This is a genomic window from Anaplasma ovis str. Haibei (assembly GCF_002214625.1).
Taxonomy (GTDB): domain Bacteria; phylum Pseudomonadota; class Alphaproteobacteria; order Rickettsiales; family Anaplasmataceae; genus Anaplasma; species Anaplasma ovis.
On record NZ_CP015994.1, the window covers coordinates 54,966 to 72,098 of the forward strand.

Genomic DNA, 17,133 nt, shown 5'->3' on the forward strand with positions numbered 1-17,133 from the left:
ATGGTGGGATTATGGGGTTCTTGCGATGTTGTGCAGGCGTTTCCGTCGTGGCGTGCCTGTATTTCGTGTTACTGAGCTTTTCTGTTGCTGCTGATGCAAAAAGGGTAGACCCTCCCTCTGATCATGGGGCAAACACGGCTGATGCAGCGGACATTACGGCTGAGAAGTTGTTGGGCTTGATTCCCGGCGATAGATTTTTGGGCAACACGAGCGCTCCTGTGGTTATGGTGGAGTATGCGTCCTTCTCGTGTTCTCACTGTGCGGATTTTGCAACCAAGGCGTTACCAAGGCTCAAGAGTGAGTACATAGACAAGGGCAAGCTCCTGTATATCTTAAGAGATTTTCCCCTTGATAAGCTCTCGCTCTCTGCGGCCATGCTTGGTACTTGTTACAAGGATAACAAGACGTTTTTTGCCTATGCTAAGGCGGTGTTTAACTCGTTTGATGCCTTGATTGCCACTCACAAAGATCTTGGGCTCCTGGCAAATATCGCCAAAATTAGTAACATCTCTGATGAGGAATTCAAGAGGTGTACAACCGATGAAACCTTGATGGACCGTGTGGTGCAGCAGAAGTTTTTGGCCGTGAACAAACTTGATGTAAATGCCACGCCCGCGTTCTTCTTGAACGGGCAGAGGTATGAGGGCAGTCACGACTTTGCCAGTGTTTCCGCGGAGATTGAAAAGTTGATTTTGTTAAGCCCCAACTATTCCGCATTAGATGGAAAAGCGACCAAGCTGAAACGCGACTAGGCCCACACCTCTGGTAGCCGGTGTTATGTCGCCCTTCCCTTGGGGGCTTTGCAGTTGTGTCCTGGCGCCACAGGCTGTAGTCAAGTTGCCCGGTGGTGCGGTGGTGTCCAGCCGGCGCTGCGCTAGTTATGCGCGCAACCTGCAATGAGCTACCTGGACAATGGCCTGCTGTTGGGAAGTACCGCTCATTGATGGCTTGCACATTTTGCACCCCTACATGGTTTGTGTGCACAAGAAACTGCTGTAATGTTCAGCGTTCACACCTCTGGTAGCCGGTGTTATGTCGCCCTTCCCTTGGGGGCTTTGCAGTTGTGTCCTGGCGCCACAGGCTGTAGTCAAGTTGCCCGGTGGTGTCCAGCCGGCGCTGCGCTAGTTATGCGCGCAACCTGCAATGAGCTACCTGGACAATGGCCTGCTGTTGGGAAGTACCGCTCATTGATGGCTTGCACATTTTGCACCCCTACATGGTTTGTGTGCACAAGAAACTGCTGTAATGTTCAGCGACCTAGGCAAGCATGTTCGATATTGTTTCCAAGCTGGGTAGTGGCCCAACCTTACCTATCGCCGCTACCGTTAGTTTGTCACGACTTTGTAGCAGGAGATCTGCCGCGCTTATTACATCCCTAAGGTTCACCGCGCGTATTTTGCTGATCATCTCTTCCTTAGTGACGTACTTGTTGTAGTGTGAATAGCAGTAACCGAGTGCTTCGGATTTTCCTACGGTACTCTCCCTAGACATCAAAACTTCGGACTCCAGCTTGCTTTTTGCTCTCAGCAATTCCCCTTCTTTTACGGTTTCGGGCAGCTTTTTCATCTCTGCGGCTATGGTTTTGAGTAGCTCTTGAAGGTTGCCTTCGTCAGTTGCAGCATGTACGGAAAAAAGCCCACTGTCAGAGTAGCTAGAATTGAAAGAGGAAATACTATAGACCAGTCCGCGCTTTTCTCTTATCTCTTGAAACAGCCTTGAAGACATACTGCTGCCCAATATCACGTCCAAGACCTGCATTGTGTAGTATCTCTCGTCTAAGTACGATACTCCAGGAAACCCAATCACTATATTAACCTGGTCAAGATCCCTAGCCTCCACGTACTGCCCTCCTGTGTATACTGGGGGAACAACAGGTTGTGGGCTCCGGTCCTCAATCTGAGCAAACCCCTGGGACATGCGTACAACGTCCTCGTGTGCTATATCTCCGGCTACAGAGAGAATCATATTATTCCCGTAATAGTTTGCGCTCATGTACTGCACAAGGTCAGCCCTTGATAGGCCCAACACTGACTGTTCCGATCCCAAAATTGGTGCACCGAAGATCTGATCTTTGTACGCAACTTCCATGTACTTATCGAAAATAATACTGCCCGGGGAGTCATTCGTTTGGTATATTTCCTGCAGCACGACATTCTTCTCCCGCTCAATTTCAACTTCCGGAAACGCTGATCTCAGCACGATGTCCTCCAGAATTTCTAGAGCGATATGGGCGTCTCTCTTCATAACTTTGACGTGATACACAGTGTGCTCTTTGTCTGTGTATGCATTGAAGTTTCCACCTATGCAGTCAAAAGCCATTGCGATGTCCAGCGCGGATTTTGTGTCAGTACCCTTAAATGCCATGTGCTCAAGAAAATGTGCTAGGCCTATTTTCTCCCTCTCCTCATGCCTGCTACCTGTCTTGACCCATATGCTAATCCCAACGGAGTTTACCCCGCCTACCTTTTCAGAGACTATGGAAAAGTTGTTTTTTAACCTTGTAATTGAGGTTGTGTCATTCATAAATGCTTCGCGAGTGGTACCTGAAACTTTTGATGGTATAGCATTGCTGTGTCGAGTAAAAGCCAAATATTCTGGCGGAATCCACAGGGTGTGTTGCGTATCCGCGTCCAAAGCAGCAGGGTTTTAGTGCTTGTTCACCAGAATTTTATGATGTATGAAATGCGTCTGGTCCGAGTGCAGAGGGGATGTAGTGTTGGCTGAGGTGCTGCCCAGGGCGATTGGTGCAATGGTGATGCTTTCTGTAGTGTTAGGGGCCGCACAAGTTGCCCGTGCTGGTGATGGAGTCACAACCGTGGGCCGTGACGTGTTGCAAGTTACTGTGAAGGAGGGTGACAGCGTTATTGGTGTGTTGCGTGACGCAGGTGTTCAGGTGGTTGAGGCCATTGCTGCCGCGAAATCTCTGAGCGAAGTGTACAACATTGATAGGATAAATGTCGGAGACAAAATCAACGTTGGAGTGAGCAACTCAGGCTCGGTGCACTTCGTGTCGGTCAACCCCGCGCGCTCCCTATACAGCTTTGAGGCACGCAGAGACGAGGCTGGTAGGTATAGTGCTAGAGTCGCAAATAACGTTCAAGAAGTTAGGGTTATGAGAGTTTCTGGCCCGGTGGAAAAGTCCTTTTTTGCATCTGCAATTGAGGGTGGACTATCTGATGCCATGATTATGCAGTTGGTATCCATATACGGTAACCGAGTAGATTTAGACAAAATTCCCCAAGGCAGCTGGCTTGATGTACTATTTGAAAGGTTTTTCAACGATAAGGGTGATTTAATAGCCGATGGAAATGTGCTCTACACGGCCTTGGTTATTGATGGGCGCAATGGAAAACAGACGCACCTCAAGCTTTACAGGCATCTTATGAAAGATGGTACGGCCAGATACTGTGATAGCGAAGGACGTAGCCTAGGGAGGAGTATTTTTGAGCATCCCATAGGTGATGGCGGCACGTTTCGTGTATCGTCAAAGTTTGGTACTAGAAAACACCCGATACGTGGTTATAGCGGATTCCATAAGGGGGTCGATTATGCGGCGCCTTTGGGAACTCCGGTTAGGGCTGCGGATAGTGGTATAGTAGAATTTGTAGGAACGAAAGGCACCTATGGTGGCTATGTCCGCATACACCACAGGAATAACTATTCCACTGCCTATGCCCATCTAAGCGAGATTAGAGCAGAATTGGTCAAGGGGTCTAAAGTAAAACGTGGGCAGGTGATTGCGTATGTAGGAAGCACGGGTTTATCAACAGGGCCGCACCTACACTACGAGGTGCTGTATAAGGGCAAGCATGTTGATCCCCAGAAGGTTGGCATAGAGAAAGTTGTGGTGGAGCTCCCGCAGGAGGAGGGCCTCCCATTTAAAGAGACCGTTGCCAACATGGATAGCATGTTGCGCGGGGATTACCGGGAAAATTAGCCGCGGGGGGGTGGCTGCATTGCTGATCCACATTTGTGCTTTAATGTGTCGGAGCTAGCATAGGCCTGTGGGTGCGCCGAGCAGTGCACATGGCCAGGGCCCGTGCTACGTGCTGGTGTGTCTCTGCGATTGGTGACAATGGTGCATTAGTCTTACCCATTGGTGTGGCCTAGATTGGCTTGCGGCCTCATTTTCGTTGACTGTAGAACGCATAAGCGCTAGACTCCAGGGTGTTTCGTGAGTTTTCGTACTGCGCATAGCGAGGCCCTGGCCGGGCTTATAGCGTTGAGGGGGAGGATTGCTCTTTTGCTGAAAGGAATTAGGAAAGTCTGTATTTCCGGTCGCGAGGTGTGGCCCATTATCGAAGGAGGTAAGGGGATTGGAGTCAGCGACGGGAGAAGTGCGGGGGCCTTTGCCGCTGCTGATGCTGTGGGTACGTTTTCCTGTGCTAGTCCCGCGCTTGTGGATAGCAACGGGGAGCACGTGCCGTTGGTATATAGAGGAAAAACCAGAGGGGAACGCAACCGGGAGTTGATACGCTACAGCATAGAGGCCGGTATAAGCCAGGCGCGCATCGCACACGATGTATCACAAGGGCGTGGCAGGGTGCACATGAACGTTCTGTGGGAAATGGGCAACGTTAGCGAGGTGCTGTACGGGGTGCTAGAAGGCGCCAAAGGCCTGATTCACGGCGTAACGTGTGGTGCTGGTATGCCATACAAATTGGCTGAGGTGTCGATGCAGTGCGGGGTCTACTACTATCCCATAGTCTCTTCTGCTCGCGCTTTTAGGATTCTATGGACGCGCGCGTATCGCAAATTCCCCAAGGAGCTACTGGGTGGTGTGGTGTATGAAGATCCGTGGCTTGCCGGAGGGCACAATGGGCTCAGCAACAGTGAGGATCCGAACGTGCCTCAAGATCCGTTTGACAGAGTGGCGGAGATTAGGTCTTTCATGAACGAAGCGGGTCTTTCTGAAGTTGTTCTGATAATGGCCGGAGGGGTGTGGCACCTGAAAGAGTGGGAAACGTGGCTAGATAATGCCAAAATAGGCCCAGTAGCGTTCCAGTTCGGTACAAGACCTCTGGTTACGGAGGAGAGTCCAATTTCGATGTTTTGGAAAAAGAGACTGCTTTCCCTCGAGGTTGGGGACGTACTACTTAACAAATTCAGTCCCACAGGGTTTTACTCTTCTGCTGTTAGGAACGAATTTTTGCGTGAGCTGCAAGAGCGTAACGAGCGCCAGATTCCCTTCAGTAACGAGCACAGGGATGACTTTGTGGTTGCCGTAAAATTTGGCCCCAGGGGGCGAGATATATACGTCACGGCCTCTGATAAAGAGCGTGCTGATGCTTGGACTGCCTCTGGCTATGACACCATGCTAAAAACACCAAATGACACGGTAATTTTTGTTACCGAAAAAAAGGCCCGTGAAATACGGGAGGACCAAATAGGTTGTATGGGGTGCTTAAGCCACTGTAAGTTCAGCAATTGGAAAGACCATGGCAACTACAATACTGGGGAAAAGCCAGATCCGAGGAGCTTTTGTATTCAAAAAACACTGCAGAACATCATTCGCAAGGGCGATTGTGACAGGGAACTGATGTTTTCTGGGCATAATGCGTACAGGTTCGGTAAGGATGAGTTCTACAAAGGTGGGTACATTCCAACTGTGCAGGAACTGGTTGATAGAATACTCAGCGGCTACTGAAAATCGAGTTCCTGCCACCCGTGCGTGAGGAGGCGTACTACGCACCACTTTTTTCTCCGGCCTTGTGTGCCTGCTTTGCGGTACCTATTCCATAGTTTCATTGTTGATCCTGTTGTCCTTTAGCAGGGATTCCAGGTATCTGGCTATAAGATCTGTTTCTATGTTTATCTCGGTATCAGCCTTGATATATTGAAATGTTGTATGGTTCCATGTATGCGGAATTACATTAACCACGAACAACCCACTGCCGGAGGAGTTTACAGTCATAGAAACGCCGTCCAGTGCTATTGAGCCCTTGCGGGCTATGTACTTAGTTAATATTTCGTCGCAGCTTACCATAAGGGTATAGGAACCGGCAATTTGAACAACAGACTCCACCCTTCCCACTCCGTCAACGTGCCCCTGCACCATATGGCCATCCATGGGGTCACCCATCCTTAACGGCAGCTCAAGGTTCACCTTGGTACCCGCATTCCAGTGCTTCAGGTTGGTGGCTCCTAAGGTTTCCTTAGATACATTCACGGTAAAACCGCTACCCTTGTCCACCACCGTTAGACAAACACCGGCGCAGGCGACCGAACCACCCACGTCCACTCTTGCTAGGAGGTCTTTATCTTCCACGCTTAGCCGCACTGCTACGTCACTATCTTCGGATGGTGACACCTCCTCAACGACACCCACAGCTGCCACGATCCCGCTGAACATAAAACCCCCAGCCTACCAGGAACCTACACCAAACCCCCGGCGTGACCAGCACCTAGGGTTGAGCAACGCCGAGCAGTCTACCACGTTCTTGTATCCGCACAGGGAGCACTTGTCAACCTTACGATTAATCTTGTGCGATTGGGCAAGTATGTGCAGGTAACACAGGTGATTGTGCCTTTTGGGCCCCGTTATCGGTGGTGAGCGCAGGCTGTAGGTACGTCGCGTTCAAGCTGTTGTGTGGGGTTGCGCACAATGTGGGCAGGCATTCGGAACATGTAATTAACGTCACTGTGCTGTGGAAGGCCCTACAATCTGGCTATCGGGGCCGCAGATTTGTGCAGCAGTCATACGCGTGAGGTGGGACAATATGTATTCCAGTATTTGATTCTGCGATGCCTTGGGCACTGACATCCTGACGCTGTGGTCGTATATCGTAAAAATATCGTGGTTGTCTACTACATGTTTCAACATTCCCGCATGCGCTGCTGCACCGTGCGACAGCGAAAATGTGACGTGCCGCTTCACCTGTGTGACCTCTTGTATGCTGAGTGTAGAGCAAAGCTGTTTGATGCGCATTACATTCAGCAAATTCATAACCTCTGGTGGTGGTGCGCCGAATCTGTTTACTAGTTCGACAAAGCAGGTATCTGCTTCCTCCGCGGTTTTCAAGCTACTGATTTTTTTATACACCCTTATGCGCAGGTCTAGCTCCCTGATATAAGACTCAGGAATCCTGATATTCGCATCTACGACTACTTTTGCGCTGTGACAACCCGCAGGTGTGTATGGTTTCTCCTGGCACGCGGCTATGGCTTCTTCCAGCATTTTATGATACAGCTCAATCCCAACTTCCTTTATGTTGCCAGACTGCTCCTCCCCTACAAGATTTCCAAAGCCGCGCATATCCATATCTTGTAGGGCTAAGGCAAAGCCCGACCCAACGCTATTTAGGGACCTTACCGCTTCTAGCCTTTTTATGCCGGGTGAGTTGGGCAACGCATTCTTTGACGTTATGAAGTAGGCGTAACCCTTTAAGGTGCTCCGACCCACTCTTCCCTTGAGCTGATACAGCTGTGCCAAGCCGAACATGTCCGCATTGTGTACTATTATGGTGTTGGCGAAGGGTATGTCTATGCCACTTTCGATGATGGATGTTGTCAGAAGGACGGAAAACTTTCCATCGAAAAAGTCATTCATAATCTTGTCCAACGCCTTGGTAGATGTTCTGCCATGCGCTACCTCAACCTTCACATCTGGGACCAATTTTTGTAGATCTTCTAGCACGCCGTCGATGTCGGAAATAAACGGGCAGGTGAAAAACACTCTGCCGCCTCGGTTGACCTCGTCTAGAATTGCGGTTTTGATTATATTGCCATCGTACTGTATGATGGCAATATCCACGGCCATCCTCCCTATGGGTGGGGTCCTCAAAACGCTCAAGTTCTTTATCCCGGAGAGTGACATGTGCAGTGTTCTGGGAATTGGTGTTGCAGATAAGGATAGCACGTGCACGTCGTGTCTGAGCTTTTTTAGTTGTTCTTTCTGTTGTACGCCGAAATGTTGTTCCTCATCGATAATTAGCAAGCTTAAGTCTAAAAATCTTATATCTTTTGCAAGAAGCGCACTTGTACCTATGATTATATTGATGTTCCCGTCCTCCAGCGCCTTTTTTACCTTAGACTTTTGCGTGGCGGATGATCGTGAAAGTTGTTGAACATTGATGTCGTAGTTTTGAAATCTCTCTCTAAATGCTGCAAGATGTTGCCTGCATAGCAGGGTCGTAGGGACTATCACGGCAACCTGCCTGGTTGGATCTTCGTTTATGACTAAAAATGCCGCGCGCAGCGCGACTTCTGTTTTTCCAAATCCCACGTCGCCACATATGAGTCTATCCATCACCTTGCCGCTGGCGAGATCCTCTTCAACTTCTGATATCGCTTTGATCTGGTCTTCGGTTTCTATGTACGGAAACTCTTTACAAAAATCCAAGTACCTTTGATTCGCGAGAAACTTGCTGCCCTCCGCGAGTACGCGCATAGCTTCTGAGCGTAACAACGTTTGAGCAATGTCTTTAATACGTTTCTTGAGTTTGGCGCTGCGTTCCTGCCATGAGGTGCTGCCGAGTTTATCCAAGACGACGTCGGTATTAGTACCGTACTTTGTGATCAAGTCTATATCTTCTACCGGCACGAAGAGTTTGTCATTATTGCGGTAGAGGATCTCAACAAAATCGTGTGAGTTTCCGCACACACTGAGCGTGCGTAGCGCATTAAATATGCCAATGCCGTAGTCCTTGTGTACTACCACATCTCCTACCGCAAAGCAGGTGTCTTCGCTGACTACCGTGCCAGAGGAGCGACCGGCAGCACACTGGCGTTTCAGCAGGCTGTACTCTGTGATCACGATAAAATCGTGGGTTACAACACTGCAACTTGTTAGTAGCACGGCCGCGTTGAACAAGTCTAGAGAACCTGCATACTCATGCACTCTGGATATGTGTATGCCATGCGCTCTAAACTTATCTATGAAATATAGCAGTGATCCTTCAGAATAACAGGCGAGGATTAGAGTCTTATGTGCGGAGTTAATGTAATCAGTGGCCACCGCGAATACATCAGCCTTTTGTTCTTGTGCTAGCAACCTGAAATTTGGCACAGCGCTGATATTGCTAGAAGAGCATCTGACCTGTTGGTGCTCCCATAGGTTGTTTTTTGGTGCCGCATCAAAACGGCAGAATATGGCCTTGCTAAAGCCTTTTGTAATTTGCGTGTAACCCTGTAAATCCAAAAACAAAGCGCTTTTCTCGGCTGTAGGTTGTGTTGCATGACCTGCTTCTCGTGCGCCTTCCAAGCGCTGCAATACTTCTTCTGAAGCTGGCTCTGCAAACACTAGTTTTGCGTCTGGGACGTAGTCAAAAATGGTTGACAACTCACCTGCCTGTAACAAAGGTAGCCACTGCTCTTCCCCCATACATTTTTGCTTGGAAAGCATGGCCTCGGCAAATTCTGGGTCGGGGTTTGGACACTGCATGTATCTCGTGTAAAACAGACTCAGGTTTTCTTCGGTTTTTATTACTTCAGATGCTGGGTAGATGACCAAACTTTGTAGCGCGTCCCCATCTGTAATTTGTGTATCAAGGTTGAAATATCTGATAGACTCAACAGCATCGTAACAGAAGTCTATTCTGGTAGGTTTGTTATCTATCGGCTGGAAAATATCGACGATTTCTCCCCGTACTGCAAAGCTTCCCACCTCGCGTACCGCGGAAGATTGCGTGTATCCACATGCCACCAAATGCTTTACCAGCACATTCATGGACAGACTGTCACCAGGAGCAATGGTGATGGTGGCACTGGCCACAGAATGTGCTGGCAGCACTTTCTGCGCAACTGCACCCGCGGTTGTCAGAACTATGTATGGGTTTTGGGTCTTAGAAATGTTAAGCAGACACTTCATTCTGGTTGCCATAACCAGATTGCTGGGCGAGACCCCCTTGTGTGGGATTGAATCCCACTGAGGCAGGGTGAACACGTCTCGCTCCCGGTCAAAAAACTTTAAGGTTTTTGCCAAATGCGCCAGGGATACGCTTTCCTGCACAACAAACACAAATGAAGTATGCCGATCTTCCATGCACATCTGGGCCATGAGCATGTCTCCAAATTCTGGAGCAACACCGGTTATTACTTCAAGAGAGCCCACGCGCACGCCTACGAACGCGCGCCAAGTGCGAACCACCCCCCAACAGCGGACCACGCACACAACGGCAGCACTCCGTAAGAATAGGAAACAATTACTCGCGCTGCTCAAACATCCTCCTGGCCACAGTACCTTAGGGCTAATGACGAATGTCATTGTATTATGTGAGGTATTGGAATACAATCGAAAACGACGATGTATGGTGCTTATGGGGAAAAGTAGGGTTGCCATATACACCGATGGTGCCTGTTCTGGCAATCCTGGGCCCGGAGGTTGGGGTGCTGTGCTGCGCTTTGGTGATGGAGAAGAGCGCAGAATATCGGGTGGCAGTGACGATACCACAAACAACAGGATGGAGCTCACCGCTGTGATTATGGCTTTGGCGGCTTTGGCTGGGCCATGTAGTGTGTGCGTCAATACGGACAGTACCTACGTGAAGAACGGGATTACGGATTGGATTAACAAATGGAAGTTGAACGGGTGGAGGACATCTAACAAGTCTGCTGTGAAGAATGTTGACTTGTGGGTGGAGCTTGAAAGACTGACTTTGCTGCATAGTATTGAGTGGAGGTGGGTGAAGGCTCACGCTGGGGATGAATATAACGAAGAGGCTGATATGCTTGCTCGAGGCGAAGCAGAGCGCCGCATGGTCACTCCAAAATGATTTTACGCTGTGAGACTTTTGTCAGATTCTATGAACTCTATGGTGTGGACTTGTGTAAAATTGCTGCTAGTGGGTGCGGTGCTCACGTTTGGGGGGGTGCTGTACTACAACGTCAGTACTAAAGACACAATAGAGTTCCGCGCTGGCATCATAAACCTGTATCTGAAGTTCAAGCTCTCAAAATTTTTTTCCGGTGCTGACGTTAACATACAGGATGTAAAACTCTCTTGGCGCAGAGCTGATGAGAACTTCTTTCTGTCAGCAAAGGGGCTTGTAATTACGGACAAGAAATCAGGTCTTAAGACGGAAATTCCCGAAGTTGCGGTTTACTCCAAAGTGGGTGTCCTATTTTTGTGGGGAGACTGGGGTGCTAGCCGGGTTGAGATTCCCACCGTGTACCTGAGCGCATTCAGCCCTGATAAGGAAGTCAGTGGCACCAGACCGACGCTTTCGGTCTCTGCACTTCGGGAGAAGCTATTTGTGCTCATCAAATCCAGCGTGCCCGTTAAAGTGGGGAGTATGCTGCTTAGTAATCAGAGCGGTGAAAACCTGAAGGTGGACTCACTATCGTTCGGGACCGAAGCAAAATATGACGGTAGGCTTTTCTCGCTGGAGCTGACCAGCGGGGCGTCATCAATTAAAGTTAAGGTGTCCGAGCACTATAAGGGTGTGATATCACTTAACGTTAAGTGTGACAACTTCAACACTGCACTGTTCGAGTATATTAGGTTTCTGGACGGTGTGCTGCCCTTGTATAACAAGGTGCTGATCTCTGGAGCTGCGGATATAGTATTGGATGCCCATGACAGGATAGAATACTGCGACATTGACTTGCAAAGCTTAAAGGGCACTGTTCCGTACGGACTGCACGACAGTATCATTGTGCACGGTTTTCGGGTTAGAGCCAAATACAGCGACCACGAGCTTTTGTTGTCTGATTTTAACCTCCTCATGGATGATGTAGCTCTCAAGGCGCGAGCCTACTTCAACGCCATAAACAACCGCCTTAATGCCAGTGTAAGTAGCTATGAACTTAAAACACAGCAGGTGTGTAGATACTGGCCCGAGCAGCTATACCCGGATTTGAAGCGTTGGTACTGCAGTAACGTAGTGGAAGGCACTTTCAGGGAGCCTCAGGTGGCTTTTCATGGCCACATCAATGACATAAAAAACGTGGCCAATTACCGGTTTAGTGCGCATGTACGGGATGCAGCCGTTATGGTTAGCAACAAGTTGGGCGCGGTGAATATAGCAGATGGTGGCCTACTACTAGATAGAGGAGAGCTAGTAATTCGGTCTGGCAATTATAGCTTCAGGGGCGTAAATGCCGTTGAAGGTGTTGCTGTTATTAAGGATGTTAGCAGTAGAGATGCAAGGCTTGAGATGCGTGGCAGAGCCTTTGGTGATGTCAGCAAGATATATACTGCGGCGAACGGACAGGAGCGCTTTGGGGTCGTAGCAGAAAATATATCGGGTGTTGCCAACACGAAGTTCATAATTGAGGTATCAAATCTGTCCGGGGTGTCTGACGTACATAGCGATGTTTATATCACCTCTGAAGTTGGGGACCTTTCAGTGAGTGGGGTTTTGGATAGCTTTGACGTGTACAGCGCGGGTTTAGATCTTATAGTTCACAATGGAAGCGTAGAAGCAACCATTAAAGGCAAGATGAACGAGCACGACATGACTCTTGTTGCGAGCGGGGATCCTAGTAGTGGCGGCAGCATGATGTGTAAGTTTGAGGGGTATATTTCTGGAGATAACATAAAGCAGTTCAGCGCAGCGGCCCGGCATGTTGGCCTCAGTGGTTACGCCAAAGCTACTATAGATTGGGCTAGTAATCATTCCGGTACTGGTGGAACTAAGGTTAATGGCGTACTAGATGTTGCAGGTTTGTACTCAGGGCTGGGGTACTTTCCAGTGGGTGACCAGGCGAGGATACTAAAGTTTGCAGCATTGGTGGAGAAGAGTGGGAACATACAGGTTCATAACGCAACTATAGAAGGGCAGGGTATAGACATTCGGTTAAGCGGACACATCGGCCAAGATGTGGATTTGGTGGCAGACCGCGTGCGATTCCTGAAAACTGACGCGCAGGCCCATATTAAGTCTGCAAAAGATGGCAACCTCGTGCTTCAGTTGAATGGGAAGTTTTTGGACCTCAGTAAAACCAATTTGTGGGCCTTTCTAAATAGTGAATCGCGGCAGCAAGGAGGGTTTGAGGTAAAATTGCGCGTGCACAACGCGCTCATGAAAAACAATGTGCCCATAAAGCGCGTCCTCTTTAACATGAAGTTTGGTGGTGATGGAAAACTGCATGCAAAGATGGGTGCGAATTTTGCCAACGATAATTCACCGGTTAGGATAGAGTACGGACCAAGAGGCCTGGAGGTGAGCACAGAAAACGCGGGTAGCTTCCTGCGGGCTATTGACGTTGTAAGCACTGTAGATGGCGGGCATCTGTCCATATATATGTACCCGGACAGTCACATGGGTAGAACACAAGGCGTGTTCTCGCTCACGAATTTTAATATTGTAAACGCACCCATACTTGCGCAAATATTGACTCTCTCATCTCTACAGGGCATTGGCAATACACTCAATGGTAGCGGTATACACTTTGGTAAGCTTAATGTTCCGTTCAACTACAACAACAACCGCGTCAGTTTTGATGAGTCGTGGATCGAAGGAATAGAACTTGGCATAAGTGTGGGGGGCGAGATAAATCTGAGCACGAAAAGTTTTGATGTGCGAGGCCAAATAGTGCCCGCTTACGCGGTTAGCAAGTTAGTGTGGAGTACACCACTGATTGGCAAGTTGCTAACTGGTGGATACAGCAGAGGTGTGGTTGCTATCGACTATAAAGTTAAGGGTACTGACAAAGCTCATGATATATCAGTGAATTTCTTGTCGATTCTCGCACCCAACCTACTCAAGAGGGTACTCAAAGCCATAGATGATAAGTCAAGGGGTGGGGCCGGTAATGTGAAGCAGCAACGCTCCACTGCTGGGTGACCCCGACAGTATAGTGCCCTTTCGGTGTTGTAAATGTGTTGGTTGGTAGTACGACATGCTGTAGTCGCGGGTTGTGCTGCACGTTTTATGCGTGCTGCGCCATGACGAAGTTGCGCATGGAAGATTGCGTCTTTGTTCGGTTGTTGTATAATCTTGCCAGGCTTGTGGGACGGGTTTCGTTTTAAGATGTCGGTAAGTGATGGTGCTGCCACGGGGGGTGTGCAGTACTCCAGGGTTTTGCTTAAAGTATCGGGTGAGGCGTTCGTTGGTGGGGAAAGGTTTGGCTTTGATCCCGAAGTTGTGCTCAGGTTGTCTCGTGACCTCAAAAATGTGAAAGAATCCGGCGTAGAGCTTTGTATAGTTGTGGGTGGCGGGAACATATTTCGCGGTTCATCTACCTCAGACGGGTTTGAAAGAACTAGTAATGACTATGTCGGTATGCTGGCAACCGTGATCAACGCATTGACTCTGCAGAATGCTCTTGAGGAAATGGGCGTGGAATGTAGGGTGCTATCGGCTATGCCGATGACTGCTGTCTGTGAGACATACATAAGAAGACGTGCTGTGAGACACCTTGAGAAAGGAAGGGTGGTTATATGCGCTGCAGGTATAGGTAGCCCGTTTTTCACTACGGACACTGCAGCCGTGCTCCGTGGCATAGAAATGCGCTGTGACGCAATATTCAAGGGTACTCAAGTTGATGGTGTATACTCCTCCGATCCCAAGAAAGACGGTTCTGCGGTGCGGTACGACAGAATATCGTATCATGACCTTTTGTCGTCCAATTTGAAGATTATGGATGCAGCTGCAATATCGCTAGCAAGAGAAAATTCCGTGCCGATAATAGTGTTTGATCTAGGTGGGGATGGGGCATTTTTTGAGGCTGTGCAGGGTAAAGGGCTGTTCACTACTATATCTGACTAGGAGGCGGTATGACGGATGCTATCAAGGAATGCGCTAGGGAAAGGATGGAGAAAACCTTTTCGATGTTTCTGAGCGACATATCAGGTATCAGAACAGGGCGGGTAAGTGCTTCGTTGTTGGACGGAGTATTCCTCACTTATTACGGTAACAAGGTGCGGCTTAACACGGTGGCAAGTATATCCGTTTCCGGTAGAACTTTGCTGATTTCATTGTGGGATGCCAGCATACTTGGCGATGTAAAGGCGGCCATTGATGCGTCTAATCTCGGTTTTAGTATGACGTGTGAGGCAACTACCATAAGGCTTGTGGTGCCTGAGCTTACGAATGATGTGAGAAAAAGTTTGGTGAAAATGCTCAGTAAGCTTACCGAAGAGGGGAGGGTTTCTGTGCGCAATATCAGGAGAGATACAATAGATAAGCTAAAGTCTATGCAGGACAATAAAGAGATCTCAGAGGATGACTTCCACTCCGTAAGTGCGGAGATACAGAAAGTCACAGATACGTTCATCAAGAAGATAGGTGATGCCTTTTCCGTTAAGGAAAGCGAAATTTTGAGCTAAATGCACTGTTTGGATGTCTGCTATGGTGCACAAATTGCCTAAACACGTTGCCGTAATAATGGATGGGAACGGTAGATGGGCGGAAAGTCGGGGCCTACCAAAGATGGAAGCGTACACTCAGGGTCTACTGGCCGCTGAAAAGGTTGTAGAAGCCTGTATTGGTCATTCCATTAAACATCTTACTCTGTACGCCTTCTCCCTGGAAAATTGGTTTAGGAGTACTGATGAAGTCAGCGATATTATGAGCCTGTTTTCCAACTATCTATCCTCACCAGAGCTTCGCAAACTTGCTCATGATTATGGAGCAAGCATAAGGTTTGTGGGTGATTTGAAACTCCTGCGTGTGGATCTGGTTGAGCACATGTTTGATATTCAATCGGTGACGCGCAACAACGATGCCTTGTGCCTGAATGTTGCGGTTAGCTATGGCGCGAGACAAGACATAATACAGGCCGTGAACGCGGCGTTGGATTCAGGTGTTGAGTTTGTTGATGGAGAGACACTGAGCAGCTTTATGTGGACCAAGGATCTTCCAGATGTTGATTTACTGATAAGATCTGGAGGCGAAAAACGCATTAGCAACTTTTTGCTCTGGCAGCTCGCATATGCTGAGCTCTACTTCTGTGATATTATGTGGCCAGATTTTACTGCTGCGCATTTTTCTGATGCGCTGGATAGCTATCTGGCTAGGCACAGGAAATATGGCAGATAGGCTGCTATATGTGTATAATCAACGGGGCAAATGTGCTGTCCAGCCGTGTTTGAGCTGTGGCATCCATAGTGCGCGATGTTGTGCAGCTGTATTTTGGGGGATGCATGAAGATTATAGAGTTTTTCAAAGAAGCCGGTAACTGTGTGTTGCAACTGCAAAGAAAAGTGGCGCGCTACAAGCTGCCAGTCATCGATGATAGTTTGCTACTGCGGATATTGACATCAGTTTTAGGGGCGAGTGCGTTTTTGGGTAGTATGTACATTGGTGGGTGTTTATTTTACCTTGTGTGTTTCTCCCTTTCGATGGTATCCGCGTTTGAGTGGCATCAAATGACGGGTGGGCACAGACATCTTTATATCCCCGCAATTTTTGTGGTCGCATTGCCGTATGCCTCCGCTGTATACCTGTACACATTGCCCCATGGGACTATTATATTGTTGTGGATGATACTCAGTGTGTGGAGTACCGATACAGGCGCATATTTTGTTGGCAAAAGCCTAGGAAAGCGCAAGATACTGCCCGCTGTCAGCCCAAACAAAACGTGGATGGGCCTACTTGGGGGTATTGCGTTTAGTGCCGTAGTTACGCTGCTAATGTCGGTTATGTTCGGTATATTTTTTGTTCCACATGCTCTATTTATTGGTGCGGTAGTTGCGGCAGTTGCGCAATGTGGGGACTTTGTGGAATCCGGCATTAAGCGTCTTTGCAAGGTTAAGGATAGCGGGTTTATTGTGCCCGGGCATGGCGGCATACTAGATCGTGTTGACGGGTTCATGTTTACTGCCCCAATGGTTGCCTACTACATACAGCGTGTATCAAAATTTTTTGCTGATGTTTAGTAGCTGGGGCGTATGGTGCCAAGGAGGTTCTAGCCGGTGGCTGTCCATAACGAGCTACTAAGTGCCCCTATATGAGCGTAGTGTACTTATGGCGCTACTATTCGTGGGCGTTTGCGCCATAGCGCGGGATAATGAGCCGTGGAACTTTCGCCTTGGTGGCCGGGAATGGGGTCCTGTCGCTGATCCAGCCCTGCATTATTTGTAACCCAACATACTAATTCTTCAGTGATAGCGCAGCTACGTGCAGGTTACTGGCGGGATGATGAGCGGCTGTCAGCGCGATTGTGGGGTAGGGTTGACTCACAAAAACAGAAACACTTCGTAACCCATGAGGGAACCCTGTCTTACCTGGAAAATGCTTGCCTACCTGA

General features: G+C 48.8%; 12 protein-coding genes. 9 read left to right on the forward strand and 3 right to left on the reverse strand.

Annotated elements, in window-relative coordinates; genetic code table 11:
- Positions 1 to 11: 11 nt before the first annotated feature.
- The gene (locus AOV_RS00250) at positions 12 to 752 is read left to right on the forward strand and encodes a DsbA family protein (RefSeq protein ID WP_075138662.1); all 741 of its coding nucleotides are present in this window, start codon (positions 12 to 14) and stop codon (positions 750 to 752) included.
- A gap of 505 nt (positions 753 to 1,257) precedes the next feature.
- On the opposite strand, the gene AOV_RS00255 is transcribed toward AOV_RS00250, so the two are convergent.
- Positions 1,258 to 2,523, reverse strand: a complete 1,266-nt coding sequence (locus AOV_RS00255) for a M16 family metallopeptidase (RefSeq protein WP_075138663.1) — start codon at positions 2,521 to 2,523, stop codon at positions 1,258 to 1,260.
- A gap of 154 nt (positions 2,524 to 2,677) precedes the next feature.
- Here AOV_RS00255 and AOV_RS00260 point away from each other — a divergent pair, with 154 nt between their 5' ends.
- Together AOV_RS00260 and AOV_RS00265 are read left to right on the forward strand one after the other, a co-directional pair.
- Positions 2,678 to 3,937 carry a M23 family metallopeptidase gene (locus AOV_RS00260; RefSeq protein ID WP_233497171.1) on the forward strand — a complete coding sequence of 420 codons (1,260 nt, stop codon included), beginning with the start codon at positions 2,678 to 2,680 and terminating at the stop codon, positions 3,935 to 3,937.
- Between the two features lie 306 nt (positions 3,938 to 4,243).
- On the forward strand, positions 4,244 to 5,647 hold the full coding sequence (locus AOV_RS00265) for an NAD(P)H-dependent flavin oxidoreductase (protein ID WP_075139422.1): 1,404 nt from the start codon (positions 4,244 to 4,246) through the stop codon (positions 5,645 to 5,647).
- An 84-nt stretch (positions 5,648 to 5,731) separates the two neighbouring features.
- Here AOV_RS00265 and AOV_RS00270 read toward each other — a convergent pair whose 3' ends face one another.
- Positions 5,732 to 6,352, reverse strand: coding sequence for a riboflavin synthase (locus AOV_RS00270; protein WP_075138664.1), 621 nt, complete (start codon positions 6,350 to 6,352; stop codon positions 5,732 to 5,734).
- Between the two features lie 285 nt (positions 6,353 to 6,637).
- Positions 6,638 to 10,051 carry a transcription-repair coupling factor gene (mfd, locus tag AOV_RS00275; RefSeq protein ID WP_233497172.1) on the reverse strand — a complete coding sequence of 1,138 codons (3,414 nt, stop codon included), beginning with the start codon at positions 10,049 to 10,051 and terminating at the stop codon, positions 6,638 to 6,640.
- Between the two features lie 205 nt (positions 10,052 to 10,256).
- On the opposite strand from mfd, the gene rnhA reads away from it, so the two are divergent.
- The 6 genes from rnhA (at position 10,257) to AOV_RS00305 (ending at position 16,762) form a co-directional block, all read left to right on the forward strand.
- Positions 10,257 to 10,712 (forward strand): ribonuclease HI, encoded by a 456-nt coding sequence (gene rnhA / locus AOV_RS00280; RefSeq protein ID WP_075138666.1) that lies wholly within the window; start codon positions 10,257 to 10,259, stop codon positions 10,710 to 10,712.
- A 9-nt stretch (positions 10,713 to 10,721) separates the two neighbouring features.
- Positions 10,722 to 13,727 (forward strand): YhdP family protein, encoded by a 3,006-nt coding sequence (locus AOV_RS00285; protein ID WP_075138667.1) that lies wholly within the window; start codon positions 10,722 to 10,724, stop codon positions 13,725 to 13,727.
- A gap of 186 nt (positions 13,728 to 13,913) precedes the next feature.
- Positions 13,914 to 14,651 carry a UMP kinase gene (gene pyrH, locus AOV_RS00290; RefSeq protein ID WP_075138668.1) on the forward strand — a complete coding sequence of 246 codons (738 nt, stop codon included), beginning with the start codon at positions 13,914 to 13,916 and terminating at the stop codon, positions 14,649 to 14,651.
- A gap of 8 nt (positions 14,652 to 14,659) precedes the next feature.
- A complete protein-coding gene (frr, locus tag AOV_RS00295; protein WP_075138669.1) occupies positions 14,660 to 15,211 on the forward strand; it encodes a ribosome recycling factor in 552 nt (183 codons plus the stop codon).
- Positions 15,212 to 15,233: 22 nt separating this feature from the next.
- Positions 15,234 to 15,923, forward strand: coding sequence for a polyprenyl diphosphate synthase (gene uppS, locus AOV_RS00300; RefSeq protein ID WP_075139423.1), 690 nt, complete (start codon positions 15,234 to 15,236; stop codon positions 15,921 to 15,923).
- A 104-nt stretch (positions 15,924 to 16,027) separates the two neighbouring features.
- On the forward strand, positions 16,028 to 16,762 hold the full coding sequence (locus AOV_RS00305; RefSeq protein ID WP_233497173.1) for a phosphatidate cytidylyltransferase: 735 nt from the start codon (positions 16,028 to 16,030) through the stop codon (positions 16,760 to 16,762).
- Positions 16,763 to 17,133: the final 371 nt, after the last annotated feature.